Here is a 19,806-nt window from a genome sequence, read left to right as displayed (position 1 = left end):
CTCGGCGATCCGCCGCTCGCGGCACTCCGGCAACTCAGAAAGCTGAACTCACGTGGCTTCATCCTCTCCGGTCCGTCACGCCTGGCGGGTCCTTCTCGGCCTGCTCCTGGTGACGGCAGCCCTCTTCGGCGTCAACGCCCTCGGCGTGTACGGGTTCCAGAAGAGCTCGTGGACGCCGGAACTGGCGCTCGATCTTCAGGGCGGCACGCAGATCATCCTCGGCGCGGTCACGGAGGACGGCTCCGCTCCCACGCAGGAGCAGCTCGACCAGGCGGCGGCCATCATCCGGCAGCGCGTCGACGCCTCCGGCGTCGCCGAGGCCGACATCACCACCGAGGGCGGCCGGAACATCGTCGTCCAGGTACCGGGTGCGGTGGATGACGAGACGCGCGAGCGCATTCAGGCCAGTGCGCAGCTGGAGTTCCGCGCCGTGCTCGCGACGAACGCGCCGACGAACGAGTTCGTCGGCGAGGACGGCAACAACACGCCGTACCCGGCACCGGACCCCTCCTTGGAGGCAGCTCCGACAGCCGAGCCCACCGATGCGAGCGATCTGGCGTGGATCACCCCGAAGCTCAACGCCGAATTCCTCGCCTACGACTGCAGCAACCCCGCCGAGGATGCCGCGAATGCACCGGCCGACGAGCCGCTGATCACCTGTGACGACCTCGGGACGGCGAAGTTCCTCCTCGGTCCGCAGGAACTCGACGGCACCGTCATCAACGACGCAGTCAGCGGCCGCGATCCGCAGTCCGGCACGTGGACGGTTCAGCTCACGCTCAACGGCAAGGGCACCGACGTGTTCGGCGAGGTCAGCCAGCGCCTGAACCAGAACCGACTCGAGGGGCTGACGCCGCGCGACCAGTTCGCGTTCGTGCTGGACGGCAAGGTCATCTCCGCGCCGAGGATGAACGGTCTCATCCTCGACGGCCGCCCGAGCATCTCCGGCGACTTCACCCAGGAGAGCTCCAAGACCCTCGCCGATCAGCTGAAGTACGGCGCGCTGCCGCTGAGCTTCGTCGTGGAGAGCTCCGACACCATCTCGGCGACCCTCGGAACGCAGCAGCTGCAGATCGGTCTCATCGCAGGTCTCATCGGGCTCGCGCTCGTCGCGATCTACTCGCTCATCAGCTACCGGGCCCTCGGGACGGTGATCATCGCCTCGATCATCGTGATGGCGGTGCTGACCTACGTCATCGTGTGCATCCTCGCGTGGCGCCTGGGATTCCGGCTCTCGCTCGCCGGTGTCGCGGGGTTGATCGTCTCCATCGGGTTCACGGCCGACTCGTTCATCGTGTACTTCGAGCGCATCCGAGACGAGCTCCGCGACGGCAAGTCGATCACGACCGCCGTGGAGGACGGCTGGGGCCGTGCGAAGCGCACCATCTACATCTCCAAGTCGATCAACGTCCTCGCCGCCGTCGTGCTCTACGTCCTCGCGGATGCCACGGTGAAGGGCTTCGCGTTCACGCTCGGTCTCACGACGCTCATCGACGTGTTCATCTTCGTCATCTTCACGCACCCGGTCATGCAGCTGCTCGCCCGCACGCGATTCTTCGGGGGAGGGCACCCGCTGTCCGGGCTCGACCCTGAGTCGCTCGGTGCGGTGTACCGCACCCGCACGCAGTATCGCGAGGTGGCACCGACCACCGTCGGTCGCTCCGCGAAGATCGCCCGCTCGCGCGGCGAGGCCGAGCGACGACAGACCATCGCGGAACGCAAACGCGCAGAAGCCCTCGCGGGCGATCGAACGACGAACTCCGCAAGTGAGGGAGACGCCTGATGGCTTCCATGAATGAGTTCGGCAACAACCTCTACACGGGTAAGACCTCCTTCCCGTTCGTGGGCCGCCGCCGGCTGTGGTTCATCATCGCGATCGCGCTGGTCGTCGCCTCGGCCCTCGTGCCGCTGCTGCGCCCCATCCAGTTCTCGATCGAGTTCACCGGCGGCTCTCAGTTCACCGTTCAGGCGCCTTCCACGACGGATCAGGGTCGTGCCACCGATGCCGTGCGATCGGTGGTGCCCGGTGCCAACACGAAGGTCGTCGTCGTCAGCGACCGGGACATCCGCGTCCAGACCGACCAGATGAGCGCCGAGGAGACCCAGCAGGTCGCCGATGCCCTCGCCGAGGCGTACGAGGTGGATCCCGACGGCGTCGCGTCGTCGTTCATCGGACCCGCCTGGGGCGAGAACGTGACGCGGCAGTCGCTCTGGGGGCTCGCGATCTTCCTCGCACTGACCTTCCTCATCCTCGCGATCTACTTCCGGACGTGGAAGATGTCGGCCGCCGCGATCCTCGGCCTGCTCGATGTGCTCGTGATCACGGTCGGGGTGTACGCACTCGCCGGATTCGAGATCTCGCCCGCCGCTGTGATCGGCTTCCTCACGATCCTCGCGTACTCGCTGTACGACACCACCGTCGTCTTCGACAAGATCCGCGAGAACACCACGGAGGACGGCGAGAACAGTTCGCGCACTTTCGGGGAATCCGTCAACCTCGCGGTCAACCAGACCCTCATCCGCTCCATCAACACCTCTGTCGTCGCGGCTCTTCCTGTCGGCGCGATCCTCTTCATCGGCGCGTTCTGGCTCGGTGCGGAGACGCTGACCGACATCTCGCTCTCGATCTTCGTCGGCATCCTCGTGGCGACCTACTCGACGCTGTTCGTCGCGGCGCCGCTGTACTCGCTGTTCCGCGAGAGGGAACCGCAGATCGCGGAGCGCGACGCGCGGATCCGCGAGGCGCGCGCCCGCGCGACCGTCGACGCGTAGACCGGCCCGTCTGATGCGGGGCTGACACCTCGCACGCGCGCGTAGGATGTTCTGACCCGGAGGTGAATGGATGGCGGAGGCTAATCCGCAGGCGCAAGGCTCGAGCCTGCGTCGCCTCGTGCCCCGCATCTTCTCGCGCGCCTCGCGCGTCAACGATCTGGACAATCTGATCAGAACGGTGAGGGCGAACCACCCGAAGGGCGACTTCTCCGTCATCGAGCGGGCGTACGCGGTCGCGAAGGACAAGCACGCGGGGCAGTTGCGCCAGAGCGGCGAGCCGTACATCACCCACCCGCTCGCCGTCGCTCAGATCCTCGCCGAACTCGGCCTCGGGCCGAGGGCGATCGCGGCAGCGCTGCTGCACGACACCGTCGAGGACACCGGGTATGCGCTGACCGATCTGACCGCGGAGTTCGGCGACGAGGTCGCGATGCTGGTCGACGGGGTCACCAAGCTCGACAAGGTGAAGTACGGCGAGAGTGCGCAGGCCGAGACCGTCCGCAAGATGATCGTGGCCATGTCGAAGGACATCCGCGTGCTGCTGATCAAGCTCGCCGACCGGCTGCACAACGCCCGCACCTGGGGTTTCGTACCTCCCGAGAAGGCCTCCAAGAAGGCCAAGGAAACGCTCGAGATCTACGCGCCGCTGGCCAACCGGCTCGGCATCCAGGCCGTGAAGTCCGAGCTCGAAGACCTCTCCTTCGCAGTCCTGCATCCTAAGATCTACAACGAGATTCACAGTCTCATCGCGCAGCGCACGCCGCAGCGGGAGAAGTATCTGCAGCAGGTCGTCGAGGAGATCGATGAGGACCTTCGCGACCTGCGCATCCGCGGCAAGGTCGTCGGGCGGCCGAAGCAGCTGTACTCGGTGTATCAGAAGATGGTCATCCGCGGGCGCGAGTTCGATGACATCTACGACCTCATCGGCATCCGCGTCCTGGTGGGCTCGGTCCGCGACTGCTACGCGGTCCTCGGTGCGATCCATGCGCGCTGGACTCCTCTGCCCGGCCGCTTCAAGGACTACATCGCCACGCCGAAGTTCAACCTGTATCAGTCGCTCCATACGACAGTGATCGGCCCCGGCGGCCGCACGGTCGAGATCCAGATCCGCACGCACGAGATGCACCAGCAGGCGGAATACGGAGTCGCCGCGCACTGGATGTACAAAGAGCGGATGAACGGCGGCAAGACGGAAGTCCGCGCCTCGGACGCCGACATGGCGTGGCTCGCGCACATCTCGGACTGGCAGGCGGAGACGGCCGACCCGGGCGAGTTCCTCGATTCGCTCCGGTTCGAGATCGGCGCGAAGGAGGTCTACGTCTTCACGCCCAAGGGCCGCGTCATCGGTCTGCCCGCCGGTGCCACCCCGGTGGACTTCGCCTACGCCGTGCACACCGAGATCGGTCACCGCACCATGGGGGCCAAGGTCAACGGACGACTCGTTCCGCTCGAGTCCGAGCTGAAAAGCGGCGACGTGGTCGAGGTCTTCACGTCGAAGAATCCCGATGCAGGGCCCAGTCAGGATTGGCTCGGGTTCGTCCGCAGCACCCGCGCGCGAAACAAGATCCGCGGATGGTTCACCAAGGAGCGCCGCGAAGAGGCGATCGAGCAGGGCAAGGAGTCCATCGCCAGGGCGATGCGCCGGCAGAACCTGCCCCTGCAGCGCCTGATGAGCCAGGACTCGTTCGCCGAGGTCGCGCAGCAGCTGCGGTATGAAGATGTCTCAGCCTTGTACGCAGCCGTCGGCGAGGGGCACGTTTCGACGCAGTCGGTGCTCGAGAAGGTCACGGCGCTGGTCGCTGCGAACGACACCACGACCGGTGCGATCGAACTGCCAGGCAACATCCCGACGCGCGAGCCGCGCGCCGGCGACTCGGGAATCCTCGTGCGCGGCGCGGCTGACATCCTGGTGAAGCTCGCAAAATGCTGCACGCCGGTGCCCGGAGACCCCATCGTCGGATTCGTCACCCGCGGCAGCGGAGTCTCGGTGCACCGCGCCGACTGCGTCAACGTGAAGGCTCTCGGCGCGGAGCAGGACCGCTTCGTCGACGTGTCCTGGGCGCCGACGACCAAGAGCGTCTTCCGGGTTCAGATCCAAGTCGAGGCCCTCGATCGGTCCGGACTGCTCTCCGACGTCACCCGCGTGCTCAGCGAGCACCACGTGAACATCCTCTCGGCCACGGTCTCGACGACCGACGACCGGCTCGCACTCAGCCGTTTCGTGTTCGAGATGGGCGACGCCGTCCACCTCGACCGCGTGCTCAACGCGGTGCGCCGTATCGACGCCGTCTACGACGTGTATCGCGTCACGTCGTCATAACCGCCGCTTCAGGCGATCCACCTCGGCGCGCGCCGCCCGGCTTCCCGGCACGCGATGCATCGACTGCAGCGCGACACCCGCCTCGTCGAGCAGCGGCGGCAAGACTTCGAGGAGGGCTTCGGCCCACACGGCCAGCGTCGCGTCCCGATGGATGCCGAGCAGCAGATCGATCATGGTGCGCAGTGGCGTCGCGACGGCGATCCCGCCGATCCAAAGCATCTCGTGATCTTCCAGCGCGGTGTCGTGGAATGCGAGCCGGGCGCTCTGCGGCGCACGCACGCGGTGAGGAACCGCTCGGTGCGCATGGTGGCGCAGCGGCGGACGGTCGCCCGCACCATGGACCCAGGCAGCGGACGGGCCTGATGCAGCGAGGCCCGGAATGATCAGCGCTGCGAGCCCGGCGGCTCGCGCCTGGGGACTCTCCACGAGGTCGGCCGGGATATAGCCCTCACCGATCTCGACGACGTGACCGTCGATCCTCGCGGCACTCAGCTCCGGCTGGCTGAGACGCTCACCGGGAAGATAGAACAACGCGGGGTGCATCACGCCAGTGTGGCGTGCCGCACCCCGCGCTCGGATCCGGCGAGAGGATCTGTGGATAAAGGGCTCAGCCGCCGAGGGCGCTGAGCCAGGCCCGACGAGCCTCGAGGGCGTCGGCCGCCTCCTTGGCGGCCTTCCTGTCGCCGGCCTTCTCGGCCGCGGCGAGCTCCGCCTCCAGCTTCTCGATGGCTTCGAGCAGCTGCGAGCTCATGTCGTTGGCGCGGGCCTTGGTCTCGGGGTTGTTCTTCTTCCAGTCGACGTCCTCGCGAGCCTTCAGCGCCTGCTCGATGGCCCGCAGCCGGTCGTCGAGTGCGCGCTCCTTCTCGCGGGGGAAGATGCGTCCGAGCTCGTCCCACTGCCGCTGGATCCGGGTGAGCAGAGCACGAGCGCGCTTGATGTTCGGCTCGTCCGCGACGGCCTTTGCCTCGTCGAGCAGAGCCTCGCGCGCCTCGATCTTCGGCGCGGAGTCGGCCTCTTCGGCGGCGGCCTGCTCGGCGCGGGCGGCATACAGTGCATCGCCGGCCGCCTTGAACTTCAGCCAGAGCGCGTCATCGGCCTTGCGTCCGGCGCGGCCGGCCGCCTTCCACTCGTCGAGCAGAGTGCGGTATGCGGGGATGCCGTCGACACCGCGAGGGGCGAGGGCCTCGGCGCGCTCCACGAGGCGGGCTTTGGCATCGCGTGCGGACTTGTGCGTGTCGTCGAGCTCGGCGTAGAACGCGCGACGGTGCTTGTCGACGACGGCGCGGGCGTCACGGAATCGCTTCCACAACTGCTGGGAGATCCCTTTGGACAGGCGCGGGCCGTTCTGCTGCTGCGCCTGCCAGGCGTCGAACAGCTCCGCGAGTTCAGCGGTGACCTGCTTCCACTGGACCTTGGAGAGGTCACGCGCGGCAATGGCCTCGGCGCGCTCGACGAGCGCGGTGCGCTCCGCAATCGCCTGCTCGACGAGTTCCTTCGCCTGCTGCGCCTCCCGTGCAGTCGCCTCCGACAGGGACGACGTCAGAGCGTCCAACCGCGCGCGGAGGGAAGCGAGATCGCCGACGGCGGCGGCATCCGTCGCCTCCTTCATGAGATGAGCTGCCTGCTTGGCCAGGTCACCGGCCGATGCGCCGCCCGCCGCGTGGCGCTGCTCGAGCGCTTGGACCTTGAAGGCGATGTCGTCGAACTTGCGCACGAAATAGGCAAGAGCCTCGTCAGGGGTGCCGTCCGGATACTGGCCGACGACCCGCCACGAGTCACCCTCTCGCACCTCGACGGTTCCGTCGTCGGCGACCCGGCCCCACTCGGCGGCATTGGCGGCCTGAGCGCCCTTCACAGGTGCGGCCGGCGCGGCCGGCGCCACCGCGGCCGGGTTGGGGATCTTCCGCGGCAGCGGTGCTGCGGGCGGAGCGGGGATGGGGGGAGTCGGCTTCGAAGGCTCGTTGGCAGACACAGTGATTCTCCTTGCGCGGTCAGCCCGCGGGAGGCGGAAAGGACGAGGTTCAGCCTAGTACGTGACCCGTCCGGGGTAGAGGCCTGCCCTCACACCATGGTTACCGGATTGTGAGCAGATCGTTCGACGGGCGAAACACGCAGTATCGGCTGTGGGAAACACCGCGCTTCTATCGTCGCCAGCACAGCATGTACGCCGGCCGACAGGAGCACGATGAGCGACATCGAGAGCACGCAGCGGGAGATCCTCGTGGTCGGGGCGGGCATGGTGGCGCATCGCTTCGTCGAGAGCCTGCTCACCCGCACGGGCGAATCGATGAGGGTGACGGTCATCGGTGATGAGGGGCGCCACCCCTACGACCGGGTCGGGCTGTCATCGTTCTTCTCCGGCGCGACCGCGGATGAGCTGGTGCTGGATCGCGCCGTGTTCGATGACGCGCGAGTCCGCCTCATCCCCGACGACCGGGTGCTCCGGATCGACAGGGCGGCGCGGAGCGTGACGACGAGGGCCCGGCGGTCACTGCGCTATGACACGCTCGTCCTCGCGACCGGCTCCTACGCCGCCAGGGTGGCTGTCGACGGCGCCGACCTGCCCGGATGCTTCGTCTATCGGACCCTAGATGACGTGCAGGCACTGCTGGACTTCGTGCAGGCGCGCTCACGGATGCTCGGCCGCCCCCTGCGCGGAGCCGTGATCGGCGGAGGCCTGCTGGGGCTCGAGGCCGCGGGCGCCCTGCAGGGGATGGACGTGGAATGCACGGTGGTGCAGTACTCGGACCGCCTGATGTCCGCCCAGCTGGACGTCGCCGGGGGCGGAATGCTACGCCGACTGCTGGAAGGACGGGGGATCGCCGTGCGCACCGAGGCCCGCACCACGCGCCTCGACCCGGATGAGTCCGGGGCGGTCACCGCACTCGAATTCCAAGACGGCTCGTTCCACCGAGCCGACGTCGTCGTCTTCACCGTCGGCGTGCGTCCGCGGGACGAGCTGGCGCGCAACGCCGAACTCGAGGTGCACCCGCGAGGCGGAGTGGTCATCGACGCCGAGTGCTCGACTTCGGACGAGCACATCCTCGCCATCGGCGAGGTCGCGAACTTCGAGGGGCGCTGCGTCGGACTCGTGGCTCCCGGATACGCGATGGCGGAGGTCGCCGCGACCCGGCTGCTCGGCGGGGACGCCACCTTCCCCGGTTACGACGAATCCGCGAAGCTCAAGCTCTCCGGCGTCGACGTCGCGAGTTTCGGTGACGCGCTGGCCACCACCCCGAATGCGCTCGACGTCGTCTACGCCGACCCCGTCGCCGGCGTCTACAAGAAGCTCGTGCTCTCCGACGACGCGCAGACGCTGCTCGGCGGCATCCTGGTCGGCGACGCCGCGGCCTATGGTGCCCTCCGGCCGCTCGTCGGCGCCCGCCTCGGAGCCGACCCCGCCGCCTATCTGCTGCCGCAGGGCGGCGTCGAGGCCCCGGGCGGCGAGCTGCCGGACGAGGCGGTCGTCTGCTCCTGCTCGAGTGTGACAGCGGGGCGGATCCGTCGGGCGGTGCACGAGGAAGGTTGCGCCGATGCGGGCGCCGTGAAGGCCTGCACCAAGGCGGGAGCGACCTGCGGCTCGTGCGTCCTCATGGTGAAGAAGCTCGTGGGGCAGGAGCTCACGAAGCTCGGGCAGTCGGTGTCGAACGCGCTGTGCGAACACTTCGACATGTCCCGCCGCCAGCTGTTCGACGCGATCCGGGTCTCCCAGCTCACCACCTTCAGCACGATCGTGGAGCGGTTCGGCCGCGGGCGCGGTTGCGACATCTGCAAGCCGGCCATCGCCAGCATCCTCGCTGTTCTGGTCGGCGCGCACGTGCTGGACGGCGAGAACGCGACGCTCCAGGACACCAACGACCACGTGATGGCGAACATGCAGAAGGACGGCACGTACTCAGTCGTGCCGCGGATGCCGGGCGGTGAGGTGACGCCGGACGGCCTGCTGGTGATCGGACAGATCGCGAAGGATTTCGCGCTGTACACCAAGATCACCGGCGGGCAGCGGATCGACATGTTCGGAGCTCGTATCGAGCAGTTGCCGGCCATCTGGAGCCGGCTGGTGGAAGCGGGCTTCGAGTCAGGACACGCCTACGGCAAGTCCCTGCGCACGGTGAAGTCCTGCGTCGGGTCGACCTGGTGCCGATTCGGCGTGCTGGATTCGGTCGGGATGGCGGTGCGACTCGAGCTGCGCTACCGAGGACTGCGTGCGCCGCACAAACTGAAAGTAGGTGTCTCCGGATGCGCACGCGAATGCGCGGAGGCGCGCTCGAAGGACGTCGGCGTGATCGCCACGGAGACCGGCTGGAACATGTACGTCGGCGGCAACGGCGGATTCTCCCCCCGCCACGCCCAACTGCTCGCCTCCGACCTCGACGACGACGCACTGATCCGGGCGATCGACCGGTTCTTCATGTATTACATCCGCACCGCCGACCGGCTCCAGCGCACCGCACCCTGGTGTGAGGAGCTCGAGGGCGGGCTCGATGGCCTGCGTGCGGTGATCTTCGACGACAGCCTGGGGATCTGCGACGATCTGGACGCGGCCATGGCCGCGCATGTGGACCGTTACGAGGATGAGTGGGCGGCGACGCTGCGTGACCCGGCGAAGCTCGCCCGGTTCCGGTCGTTCGTCAATGCCGAGGACACCCCCGATCCCTCGCTCGCCTACGTCGCCGAGCGCGGGCAGGTGAGGCCGGCCACTCCCGAGGAGCGGCAGGCCGGCGTGCTGATCGCGGGCACAACTCTGGAGGTGAGGCGGTGACGATCGTGATGACGCACCAGACGATGACGCGAGTATGCCGGTTGGAGGAGCTCGAGACTGAACGCGGCAGGGCTGCGCTCATCGGTCAAGAGCAGGTGGCGCTGTTCCTCACCCGCGACGGTGCGGTGCACGCGGTCTCCAACCTTGATCCGTACAGCGGCGCGAATGTGATCTCCCGTGGCATCGTGGGAACGAGGGGGGATGCTCCGACGATCGCATCTCCACTGCACAAGCAGGTGTTCGATCTGCGTACCGGCGTCTGCCTGGACACTCAGGGCAAGCAGGACGCCGCTCTGCGGGTCTGGCCCGTGCTGATCGCGGACGGTGTCGTTCACCTCGACACGGCGCAGGGGAGATCATGACGACGATGCTCGGCGTGTCCCTGCGCGGACGTGAGGTGCTCATGGTCGGCGGAGGGCTCGTGACGGCGCGGCGCCTGCGACGATTCCTCGACGACGGCGCGTTGGTGCGGGTGGTGGCCCCTGAGCTCGCACCGGAGACGCGAGCCATCATGGTGGAGAACGCGGTGCCGTGGACGAAGCGGCCGTTCCGGCGAGGCGATGTGAGAACGGCGTGGCTCGTGCACACGGCGACCGGAGACCGCAGGGTCGACAGGGCGGTGGTGGCTCAGTGCGAGCGCCAGCGCAGGCTCTGCATCAACGCCTCGGACGGCGCGATGGGGTCGGCGCGCCTCACAGCCCAGACCTCTGCCGGCGACGTGGTCGTCGGTGTCACCGGCGTGGTGGGCGTGGATCCTCGCCGCTCGATGGACGTGCGCGACGCGGTGGCGGCGATGCTCTCATCCGGTCGGCTGCCTCTCCGGCGACGTCGCCCGGGGCTCGTGGGCCGCGTCGATCTGATCGGCGGCGGACCGGGGCCGGCAGACCTGATGACGGTGCGTGCACGACGACTCCTCGCCGAGGCCGACGTCGTGGTCGCCGATCGCCTGGGGCCGGCGGCGGAGGTGAGAGGCGAACTCGGCTCCGATGTGCTCGTGATCGACGTCGGAAAGCGCCCGGGGGATCATCCTGTCCCGCAGGAGGAGATCAACGCGCTCCTCGTCGAACACGCCCGTGCCGGCAAGCGTGTGGTGCGCCTCAAAGGCGGAGATCCCTTCGTGTTCGGTCGTGGGGGAGAGGAGGTGCTCGCCTGCGTCGCGGCCGGAGTGCCCGTCATGGTCACCCCCGGTGTGAGCAGCGCCATCTCGGTGCCGCAGTCCGCCGGTATCCCGGTGACGCACCGCGGTACGGCATCCGCCGTGCACGTCGTCAACGGACAGGGCGGCATCGCCCCAGCCACCCTCGCCGCGATGCTCGACGATGCCGTCACCACCGTCGTCCTCATGGGAGTCGCCGCTCTGCCGCGGCTCGTGGATGCGGCCCTGGCGCACGGCGTACCGACGGAGAGCCCTGTCGCGATCGTCGAGAACGGACACAGCCCGCACCAGCGCACCATCCGCGCCCGGCTTTCGGACATCGTGACGGTCGCGCAGGCGGAGCGGGTCGAGAATCCCGCCGTGATAGTGTTCGGCGACGTGGCCAGAGCAGACCTTCTCCTTCCCGTCTCCGCGACGGTGGAGAGCACCGCGTGACCGGATCCCGCGTGCTGGATGCAGCCCTCGCCGGGTGCACGGTCATCATCGCGGCGGACCGGCGGGCGAGCGACCTCGCGACGGCGCTGGAACGTCGTGGGGCGCAGGTGCATCGAGCGCCCGCCATGACGATCGTTCCGAACGCCGATGACGCGGAGCTGCTCCGGCGCACCGAGCGGCTCATCGTGTCGCCGCCCGACATCGTCGTCGTCACCACGGGGGTGGGCTTCCGCGGCTGGATGGATGCCGCGCACGAACACGGCCTCGATGAGCAGCTGACCGCCGCGTTCGCCGGCGCGCAGTTCGTCGCGCGGGGTCCGAAAGCGCACGGCGCCATTCAGCAGGCCGGATTCACCGCCGACTGGGTGGCCGAGTCCGAGACATCCGCGGAGGTGGGCGAGTATCTGCGGGCTTCGCGAATCGCGGGCAAGCGGATCGCCGTCCAACATCACGGTGCCGGCGCCGACGGACTGGACGAACTGCTCGCCGCGGACGGCGCCGAGGTCGTGAGCATCACGGTCTATCGATGGGGACCGCCACCTGATCCGGAGGTGGTACGGCGCTCGGCGCTCCAGGCGGCTTCGGGTGAGGCGGATGCGGTGCTCTTCACCTCCGCGCCCGGCGCCTCGTCGTGGCTGCAGGTCGCGGCGGATGCCGGAGCGTCCGAGGGCATCTCGCGTCGCGCGTCCCAGGGCCGGCTCCTTCTCGCGGCCGTCGGACCGATCACCGCAGCGCCACTGCTCGAGGCCGGCATGCGCACGACGGTGGCGGACCGCGGCCGACTCGGGTCCCTCGCGCGCTGTGTGATCGCCCACTTCGGCGGCGGCCACGCTCCCGCCCTGCACACGGCCGCGGGACGGATCGAGGTGCGAAGCGGTGGTGTCGTCGCCGATGGCTCTCTGATCCCACTGTCGCGAACGGCGGTCGGACTCCTGGAGGCCCTCTTCTCGGCCGGGGGCAACGTGCTCTCGCGCTCCGAGCTCGGGAGGGTGCTGCCGGGCACGGAGCGCAATCCGCACGCCGTCGAGGTCGCTGTCGCGCGGCTCCGTGAGGCGCTGGGCGACCTCGACCTCGTTCGCACGGTCGTCAAGCGCGGCTATCGCCTCGCTGTTGACGAGACGACCGACTGAATCCGCGGCGCCCCTGGGCTGTCCGTGGCGGCCTTCTCCGCGCCGTGCGCACAACGGAGCCCGGTGAGCGCGACGCTCACCGGGCACCGACGTCGGCAGGATCAGCCGGCGTTCGCGGGCTCAGCCACGCGATCTGCGAGTACCGGTTGCTTCGGCGCGCCGACCTGCCCGCGAGCCGCGGAGATGCGGCCGGCGCGGGGTGCGCGGACCTTGCGCGTCGAGGTGCGCCCGTGCGTCAGGTAGAGCGGGAGGCCGACGAAAAGGAGTCCTCCGACGAGATTGCCGAACACGGTGGGGATCTCGTTCCAGATGAGGTAGTCCATGATCGTGAAGTCGGCGCCGAGGAGCAGCCCCGACGGGAACAGGAACATGTTGACGATCGAATGCTCGAAGCCCATGTAGAAGAACAGCATGATCGGCAACCACATGGCGACGATCTTGCCGAGAACGTTGTCCGAGATCATCGCCAGGACGACGCCGGTCGAGACCATCCAGTTGCACAGCACACCACGGATGAACAGCGTGAGCATGCCGGCGGCACCGTGATCGGCGTATCCGACGGTGCGCCCATGACCGATTTCTCCGATCGCGTGCCCGACGGCACTCGGCTCGGTGGCGAAGCCGTAGGTGAAGTACACGGCCATGAGGATGGCGACCATGAACGCGCCGCCGAAGTTGCCGACGAAGACCAGACCCCAGTTCCGGAACATGCTCCCTAAAGTCGCGCCCGGACGCCTGTCGAGAAGAGCGAGCGGGGTCAACGTGAAGACGCCGGTGAGCAGGTCGTACCCGAGCAGATACAGCATGACGAAGCCGACCGGGAACAGCAACGCCCCGAGCAGCGGCTGGCCGGTGTTCGTGGACACCGTCACCGCGAAGGCCGCGGCGATCGTGAGAAGGGCAGCGCCCATGAACGAACGGATGAGCGTGTCGCGGGTGGACATCTGGAGTTTGTAGGCACCGGCGTCGACCATGCGGGTGACGAGTTCGGCGGGCTTGACGTAGGACACGGGCGACCTCCACGGGAAAAGGAGCATTGAGCTCGGCTGCGACCAGCGTGGCTCAGCGTCGTTTCCTGCGGGGGCCTTCCGCGTTACAGGCGTGAAGCGTTTCGCTCACATCGGCCCGAGTGGCGCGTGAGCGGGAGTCGCGTTACGGAGCGGGTGTCTCGGCGGGCGTGTCGGAGGGGATCGGTGCCGGGGTCTCGACGGGCGTCTCGACCGGCGTCGGCGAAATGCTCGGCGTGGGCTCGGGTTCGGGTGCGGTGACCTGCGCGTGCACGACCTGGCTGGCGATGACGGCGGCGAGGATCAGCGCTCCTGCGACGCCCGCGACCGTGTTGTCGCGCACGCGGCGACGCCCCAGTCCTTCGTGCCACGCGCGTCGTGCGGCATACACCCGCGCGCGTTCCGCTTCGGTGCGTGCTCGCTGGTCACCTCTCGGACCACGTCCGGCCATGCCGTTCTCCTCCTCCGGGCCCACCCGTGGGCGCCGCATGCGAGCCTACCGCCGTCGACGTCGGAGGCGCGCATTAGCCTGGGAGGATGACCTCCGCCGCCGCTCTGCTCTCCGGGCAGACCCCGCTCGCCGTGCGGATGCGACCGATCTCGCTCGCCGAGGTCGCCGGCCAGCAGCACCTCCTGCGGTCGGGCTCTCCGATCGTCGCTCTCGCCGATCCCGATGCGGCCTCTCCCGGTGCGGTGTCGATCATTCTCTGGGGTCCTCCCGGCACCGGCAAGACCACGCTCGCGCAGGCGATCGCGCGGTCGTCCGGACGCCGCTTCGTCGAGCTCTCCGCCATCACCGCCGGTGTGAAGGACGTCCGCGAGGTGATGCAGGAGGCGATCACCCAGCGCGACCTGTACGGCCAGACGACGATCCTCTTCCTCGATGAGATCCATCGGTTCACCAAGGCGCAGCAGGATGCCCTGCTTCCGGGCGTGGAGAACGGCTGGGTCATCCTCATCGCCGCGACGACGGAGAATCCGTCGTTCTCGGTGATCTCGCCGCTGCTGTCCCGCTCGCTGCTGCTGACCCTGCACGCGCTCACGGACGACGACATCGGAGTGCTCGTCGACCGCGCGGTCACCGATCCCCGAGGGCTCAACGGTGCGGTGACGCTGTCCGCGGAAGCCCGGGGGGCCTTGATCCGGCTCGCCTCGGGAGATGCCAGGCGAGCCCTCACCGGTCTCGAAGCGGGCGCGGCTGTCGCGCTCTCGCACGTCACCGACGAGAATGACGATGACGATGACGATGACGATCATCCCGTCTCGCCGCCCGAGATCAGCGCAGACGACGTCGCGCAGGCGGTCGATCGCGCCCTGCTGCGGTACGACAGGCAGGGGGATGAGCACTATGACGTCATCAGCGCGTTCATCAAGTCGATCCGCGGCTCCGACCCGGATGCCGCGCTGCACTACCTCGCGCGGATGATCGAGGCCGGCGAAGACCCTCGTTTCATCGCCCGTCGTCTTGTCATCTCGGCGTCCGAGGACGTCGGGCTCGCAGACCCGCAGGGTCTCGTCATCGCCGTGGCCGCCGCCGATGCCGTGGCGTTCATCGGCATGCCGGAGGGTCGGATTCCGCTGGCTGAGGCGACGGTCTACCTCGCGACGACGGCGAAGTCGAACGCGGCGTACACGGGCATCGACGCCGCGATCGCCGATATCCGCTCCGGAGGGTTCGGCCGAGTGCCGCTGCATCTGCGCGATGCGCACTATTCAGGGGCCAAGCGCCTCGGGCACGGCAAGGGATACGTCTATTCGCACGACAGCGAGTACGGCGTCGTGCCGCAGCAGTACCTTCCCGACGAGCTCGACGGCCGGCGATACTACGAGCCCAAGCAGCTGGGCGCCGAGCGCGACATCGCCGCACGGCTCGAGAAGATCCGACGCATCCTCGAGGACCGCTGATCGCGTACGGACCGCCGTTCCGCTGATCTGTTAGACTTGACCGGCTCGAAACACAGTTTTCGGGCATCCCCTCGCTCTCACTCACCTTCCTTCGTGCCCCGGCGTGCACACGGAAGGGCCGGCGGGGGAGATACGTCCGTGAGTCGTGAAAGACACGTCCACGTCATCGGAAGGAACACTTCGTGACCACGAAGTCCCAGGACCGCCGCAAGGTCCGCCTGTCCCGCGCCCTCGGCATCCCGCTCACCCCGAAGGCCGCCCGCTACCTCGAGAAGCGCCCGTACGCTCCCGGAGAGCACGGCCGCACGAAGCGCAAGACGGACAGCGACTACGCTGTGCGTCTGCGTGAGAAGCAGCGTCTGCGCGAGCAGTACGGCATCCGCGAGAAGCAGATGCGCAACACGTTCAATGAGGCACGCCGTCGCGACGGCCTGACCGGTGAGAACCTGGTCGAGCTGCTCGAGATGCGCCTCGACGCCCTCGTCGTGCGTTCGGGCTTCGCCCGCACCACCGCGCAGGCGCGCCAGCTCGTCGTGCACCGCCACATCATGGTCGACGGCCAGCTCGTCGACCGCCCGTCCTTCCGCGTGAAGCCGGGTCAGCTCATCCACGTCAAGCCCAAGAGCGAGGGCACCGAGCCCTTCCAGGTGGCCGCAGCCGGCGGTCACGCCGAGGTGCTTCCCCCCGTTCCGGGTTACCTCGAGGTCGAGCTCGACAAGCTTGAGGCGCGTCTCGTGCGTCGCCCGAAGCGCGCCGAGGTCCCCGTGACCTGCGAAGTGCAGCTCGTCGTCGAGTACTACGCGGCTCGCTGAGCATTCCGGCGGGTTCGAACCTGTCATACAAGAGGCGTCGGGGGTTCCCGACGCCTCTTGTCGTTTCGGCCTACGATGGACACACCGCGTCTCCGCGGGCAGAGGGCGAGGATTTCGACATGAAGAACGTGCTGTGGTTCCTGATCGGCGTGATCGGTGGTTTCGTCGCCGCCCATTTCATGAACAAGGATCCCCGCGGCCACGACATCCTCGCCGAGGTCGATGCCAGGATCAACGGTTTCACCGCGATCATCGGCGACTCCTACCGGGAGCAGCAGGCGCGGCTCACCGAGCCGGGCGACGACTGACCCCCTCGCCCCGCGACGCGCACGCGCGAACTCTCACACTTCACACGCAAGGACACCCGGCACCACTATGAAAACTGCGGAGATCGCGCAGCGCTATCTCGACTTCTTCGAGAAGAACGACCACGTCATCGTCCCTTCCTCCTCGCTCGTGAGCGACGACCCGACGCTGCTGTTCACGGTGGCGGGCATGGTGCCGATGATCCCGTATCTCACCGGGGTGGTGCCGGCGCCGCACCCGCGGATCGCAGATCTGCAGAAGTGCATCCGCACCAACGACATCGAAGAGGTGGGCAAGACAGCCCGCCACGGAACGTTCTTCCAGATGCTCGGGAACTGGTCGTTCGGCGACTACTTCAAAGAGGGCGCGATCCGCTACGCGTGGGAGCTGCTGACATCATCCGAGGCAGACGGAGGCCTCGCGTTCGATGAGAAGGACCTCTGGGTCACGGTGTACGAGACCGACGATGAGGCCGAGGCGATCTGGCGCGACATCATCGGGCTGAAGCCCGAGCGCATTCAGCGTCTGGGTCGCGCCGACAACTACTGGAACACGGGCCAGCCCGGACCCGGCGGTCCCGATTCGGAAATCTTCTTCGACCGGGGCCCGGCCTATGGCAGAGACGGTGGACCCGCAGCCGACGACTCCCGCTTCCTCGAGATCTGGAATCTCGTGTTCATGCAGGACTTCATCGAGAACATCCGCGGCAAGACCGAGTTCGACATCGTCGGGGAGCTTCCGCAGAAGAACATCGACACCGGGATGGGACTCGAGCGCGTGGCGTTCCTCAAGCAGGGCGTCGAGAACATGTACGAGAGCGATCAGGTACGCCCGGTGCTCGATCGCGCCGTCGAACTCTCCGGTCGCCGCTACGGCGCGGTGCACGAAGACGACGTCCGTTTCCGGGTGATCGCCGACCACGTCCGCTCGTCGCTCATGCTGCTGTCCGACGGCGTCCGCCCGTCGAACGAGGGCCGCGGTTACATCCTGCGACGCCTCATGCGCCGCACCGTTCGTTCGATGCGACTGCTCGGAGTGGACGAACCGGTGTTCCCCGAGCTGTTCGCCGCGTCTCGCGATGCCATGAAGACGGCGTACCCGGTGCTCGAGAAGGACTGGTCGACGCTGTCCGCCTCCGCGTTCGCGGAGGAGGAGACGTTCCGCCGCACGCTGGCGCAGGGGTCGACGATCCTCGACCTGGCGCTCGACGAGACGAAGAAGGGCGGCGGTGCGACCCTCAGCGGATCGGAGGCCTTCCTCCTTCACGACACCTACGGATTCCCGATCGACCTCACCCTCGAGGTGGCGGAGGAAGCCGGGCTCGACGTCGATCGGGCGGCCTTCGACTCATTGATGCAGGAACAGCGCACCCGGGCCAAGGAGGACGCACGCAACCGCAAGCGCCAGCTCGCGGACATGTCGGTCTACCGCGAGCTGCGCTCGCTGGGCGAGACCGGGTTCGACGGCTACTCCGAACTCGAGGTCGAGTCGCGCATCCTCGGGATCCTCGTCGACGGCCAGCCGGTGAAGACAGCCGCCGAGGGTCAGATCGCCGAGGTCGTGCTCGCTGAGACCACCCTCTACGCGGAATCCGGCGGACAGGTCGCCGACAAGGGCACGATCGTCGGCGCCGGCTTCGTGCTCGACGTGCTCGACGTGCAGCGTCCGGTGGCGGGGCTCATCAGCCACACGGTCGAGGTGACGCAGGGCAGCGTCTCGGTCGACGACCCGGCGACGACGGTCGTGGATGCTGCCAACCGCCGTGCGGCGCGTCAGGCGCACTCCGCGACGCACCTCGTGCATGCCGCGCTCCGTGACACGCTCGGTCCGTCCGCGACGCAGGCGGGGTCGCTGAACCGCGCCGGCTACATGCGATTCGACTTCACGTGGTCGCAGGCGCTGTCGGCCGAGACCCGATCGGAGATCGAGGAGATCACCAATCGGGCCGTGCAGGACGCCCTCGAGGTCACCACGCGCATCGTCTCGCTCGACGAGGCCAAGGAGGCCGGCGCCATGGCGCTGTTCGGCGAGAAGTACGGCGACGTGGTGCGGATGGTCGACATCGGCGGTCCGTGGTCGCGTGAACTCTGTGCCGGAACGCATGTGGATTCGAGTTCGGAGATCGGCCTGGTCAGCCTCGTCGGAGAGTCGTCGGTCGGCGCATCGAACCGCCGCATCGAGGCCCTGGTCGGTCAGGATGCGTTCCGAGAGCTCGCCGCGGAGCGCGCGATCGTCTCGCAGCTGACGACCGCGTTGAAGACGCCGCGCGACCAGCTGGCGAGCCGTATCGCCGATCTGACCGCGAATCTCAAAGCGGCAGAGAAGCGCATCGCCCAGTTCGAGGCGAAGGAACGCGCAGGCCACGTGCCGGCGATCGCCGACGCGGCCGTGCGCGTCGGCGCGCATCGCGTCGCCGCGCTCTCGCTCGGAGAGATCGCCTCGGCGGACGACATCCGCGGGCTCGCTCTCGGTGTTCGTGAGCGCCTGGGATCGGATGCCGCGGTCGTCGCCCTCGGCGGGATCATCGGCGGACGGCCGGTCGTCGTGGTCGCCACGAACGAGGCTGCCCGTGCCGCAGGAGCCAAGGCGGGAGCGCTCGCGAAGCGAGCCGCCGGGGTGCTCGGCGGAGGTGGCGGCGGCCGCGACGACGTCGCGCAGGGAGGCGGAGCCGACGCGTCGGCGCTGCCCGCAGCGCTCGACGCCGTCACTCAGGAGCTTCGCGGCGCGTGAGCGGATTCCGGCGGGGCGTCCGGCTCGGCATCGACGTCGGTAGGGCTCGGATCGGCGTCGCCCGCTGCGATCCGGACGGGATGCTCGCCGTGCCCGTCGAGACCGTGCCGCGTTCGGACACCTCGATCGAGCGGCTCGCGGACCTCGCGCGCGAGTACGAGCCCATCGAGTTCGTCGTCGGCCTGCCGGTGAACATGCAGGGCGCCGACACGCCGTCGACGACCGACGCACGCGCTTTCGCGGCCCAGCTGCAGGCGCACGCGCAGATCCCTGTCCGGCTCGTCGACGAACGGTTGAGCACTGTCAGCGCACACGCCGCCCTCCGATCTTCGGGGAGAACGCAGCGAAGTTCTCGTAGCATTGTGGATCAGGTCGCCGCCGTGGTGCTTCTGCAGCAGGCGATCGACACGGAGAAGAGCACCGGAAACCCGCCCGGTGCGGCCATCCCGTTCGACGAGGAGACCGTCTGAG

The 19,806-nt window shown here is 68.3% G+C and carries 16 protein-coding genes; 12 read left to right on the top strand and 4 right to left on the bottom strand.

What is annotated here, in order from left to right; translation table 11 throughout:
- Positions 1–52: 52 nt before the first annotated feature.
- The 3 genes from secD (at position 53) to RIN18_RS06490 (ending at position 5,092) form a co-directional block, all read left to right on the top strand.
- On the top strand, positions 53–1,783 hold the full coding sequence (gene secD, locus RIN18_RS06500) for a protein translocase subunit SecD (RefSeq protein WP_309103139.1): 1,731 nt from the start codon (positions 53–55) through the stop codon (positions 1,781–1,783).
- Positions 1,783–2,772: a protein translocase subunit SecF gene (gene secF, locus RIN18_RS06495; RefSeq protein ID WP_309103138.1), complete on the top strand. Its 990-nt coding sequence runs from the start codon at positions 1,783–1,785 to the stop codon at positions 2,770–2,772. Before secD ends, secF begins: the two co-directional genes overlap by 1 nt.
- A 70-nt stretch (positions 2,773–2,842) precedes the next feature.
- Positions 2,843–5,092, top strand: a complete 2,250-nt coding sequence (locus RIN18_RS06490; RefSeq protein WP_309103137.1) for a bifunctional (p)ppGpp synthetase/guanosine-3',5'-bis(diphosphate) 3'-pyrophosphohydrolase — start codon at positions 2,843–2,845, stop codon at positions 5,090–5,092.
- Here the strand turns inward: RIN18_RS06490 and RIN18_RS06485 are convergent.
- The gene (locus tag RIN18_RS06485; protein WP_309103136.1) at positions 5,087–5,635 is read right to left on the bottom strand and encodes an SAM-dependent methyltransferase; all 549 of its coding nucleotides are present in this window, start codon (positions 5,633–5,635) and stop codon (positions 5,087–5,089) included. The two genes, RIN18_RS06490 and RIN18_RS06485, sit on opposite strands and share 6 nt — an antisense overlap.
- 64 nt (positions 5,636–5,699) lie before the next feature.
- Complete coding sequence (locus RIN18_RS06480; protein WP_309103135.1) at positions 5,700–7,064, bottom strand: DUF349 domain-containing protein; 1,365 nt, start codon at positions 7,062–7,064, stop codon at positions 5,700–5,702.
- A 213-nt stretch (positions 7,065–7,277) separates the two neighbouring features.
- Between RIN18_RS06480 and nirB the strand changes: the two genes are divergently transcribed.
- Genes nirB through RIN18_RS06460 form a run of 4 tightly spaced genes read left to right on the top strand, consistent with a single transcriptional unit; the run spans position 7,278 to position 12,575 of the window.
- Complete coding sequence (gene nirB, locus RIN18_RS06475; RefSeq protein WP_309103134.1) at positions 7,278–9,854, top strand: nitrite reductase large subunit NirB; 2,577 nt, start codon at positions 7,278–7,280, stop codon at positions 9,852–9,854.
- An 8-nt stretch (positions 9,855–9,862) separates the two neighbouring features.
- Complete coding sequence (gene nirD / locus RIN18_RS06470; RefSeq protein ID WP_309103133.1) at positions 9,863–10,216, top strand: nitrite reductase small subunit NirD; 354 nt, start codon at positions 9,863–9,865, stop codon at positions 10,214–10,216.
- Positions 10,213–11,445 (top strand): uroporphyrinogen-III C-methyltransferase, encoded by a 1,233-nt coding sequence (gene cobA / locus RIN18_RS06465; RefSeq protein WP_309103132.1) that lies wholly within the window; start codon positions 10,213–10,215, stop codon positions 11,443–11,445. Before nirD ends, cobA begins: the two co-directional genes overlap by 4 nt.
- Positions 11,442–12,575, top strand: coding sequence for a uroporphyrinogen-III synthase (locus RIN18_RS06460; RefSeq protein WP_309103131.1), 1,134 nt, complete (start codon positions 11,442–11,444; stop codon positions 12,573–12,575). The genes cobA and RIN18_RS06460 overlap by 4 nt, the downstream gene beginning before the upstream one ends.
- Before the next feature lie 101 nt (positions 12,576–12,676).
- Here the strand turns inward: RIN18_RS06460 and RIN18_RS06455 are convergent, their stop codons facing one another.
- Positions 12,677–13,585 carry a formate/nitrite transporter family protein gene (locus RIN18_RS06455; protein WP_309103130.1) on the bottom strand — a complete coding sequence of 303 codons (909 nt, stop codon included), beginning with the start codon at positions 13,583–13,585 and terminating at the stop codon, positions 12,677–12,679.
- A gap of 142 nt (positions 13,586–13,727) precedes the next feature.
- Entirely contained in the window at positions 13,728–14,033 is a 306-nt protein-coding gene (locus tag RIN18_RS06450; protein ID WP_309103129.1) for a hypothetical protein, read from the bottom strand.
- A gap of 86 nt (positions 14,034–14,119) precedes the next feature.
- Here RIN18_RS06450 and RIN18_RS06445 point away from each other — a divergent pair, with 86 nt between their 5' ends.
- The 5 genes from RIN18_RS06445 to ruvX all read left to right on the top strand — a co-directional run bounded on the left by RIN18_RS06445 (position 14,120) and on the right by ruvX (position 19,805).
- Positions 14,120–15,487 (top strand): replication-associated recombination protein A, encoded by a 1,368-nt coding sequence (locus tag RIN18_RS06445; protein ID WP_309103128.1) that lies wholly within the window; start codon positions 14,120–14,122, stop codon positions 15,485–15,487.
- Between the two features lie 182 nt (positions 15,488–15,669).
- On the top strand, positions 15,670–16,299 hold the full coding sequence (gene rpsD / locus RIN18_RS06440; protein ID WP_309103127.1) for a 30S ribosomal protein S4: 630 nt from the start codon (positions 15,670–15,672) through the stop codon (positions 16,297–16,299).
- Positions 16,300–16,418: 119 nt separating this feature from the next.
- The gene (locus tag RIN18_RS06435) at positions 16,419–16,607 is read left to right on the top strand and encodes a hypothetical protein (protein WP_309103126.1); all 189 of its coding nucleotides are present in this window, start codon (positions 16,419–16,421) and stop codon (positions 16,605–16,607) included.
- 67 nt (positions 16,608–16,674) lie between these two features.
- A complete protein-coding gene (gene alaS / locus RIN18_RS06430; protein WP_309103125.1) occupies positions 16,675–19,335 on the top strand; it encodes an alanine--tRNA ligase in 2,661 nt (886 codons plus the stop codon).
- Positions 19,332–19,805, top strand: coding sequence for a Holliday junction resolvase RuvX (gene ruvX / locus RIN18_RS06425; RefSeq protein ID WP_309103124.1), 474 nt, complete (start codon positions 19,332–19,334; stop codon positions 19,803–19,805). Before alaS ends, ruvX begins: the two co-directional genes overlap by 4 nt.
- Position 19,806 lies beyond the last annotated feature (1 nt).

Origin of the sequence: Microbacterium sp. (assembly GCF_031179285.1) — a bacterium.
Taxonomy (GTDB): Bacteria; Actinomycetota; Actinomycetes; order Actinomycetales; family Microbacteriaceae; genus Microbacterium.
Note: the sequence above shows the minus strand (reverse complement) of the source record. Positions and strands in the feature narration are given on the sequence as shown.

Bases quoted from the DNA above. Each gene is read 5' to 3' on its own strand.
- RIN18_RS06450 (WP_309103129.1), bottom strand. From the start codon at position 14,033: ATGGCCGGACGTGGTCCGAGAGGTGACCAGCGAGCACGCACCGAAGCG.
- nirD (WP_309103133.1), top strand. From the start codon at position 9,863: ATGACGCACCAGACGATGACGCGAGTATGCCGGTTGGAGGAGCTCGAG.
- RIN18_RS06490 (WP_309103137.1), top strand. From the start codon at position 2,843: ATGGCGGAGGCTAATCCGCAGGCGCAAGGCTCGAGCCTGCGTCGCCTC.
- alaS (WP_309103125.1), top strand. From the start codon at position 16,675: ATGAAAACTGCGGAGATCGCGCAGCGCTATCTCGACTTCTTCGAGAAG.
- nirB (WP_309103134.1), top strand. From the start codon at position 7,278: ATGAGCGACATCGAGAGCACGCAGCGGGAGATCCTCGTGGTCGGGGCG.
- RIN18_RS06445 (WP_309103128.1), top strand. From the start codon at position 14,120: ATGACCTCCGCCGCCGCTCTGCTCTCCGGGCAGACCCCGCTCGCCGTG.
- RIN18_RS06485 (WP_309103136.1), bottom strand. From the start codon at position 5,635: ATGCACCCCGCGTTGTTCTATCTTCCCGGTGAGCGTCTCAGCCAGCCG.
- cobA (WP_309103132.1), top strand. From the start codon at position 10,213: ATGACGACGATGCTCGGCGTGTCCCTGCGCGGACGTGAGGTGCTCATG.
- RIN18_RS06435 (WP_309103126.1), top strand. From the start codon at position 16,419: ATGAAGAACGTGCTGTGGTTCCTGATCGGCGTGATCGGTGGTTTCGTC.
- secF (WP_309103138.1), top strand. From the start codon at position 1,783: ATGGCTTCCATGAATGAGTTCGGCAACAACCTCTACACGGGTAAGACC.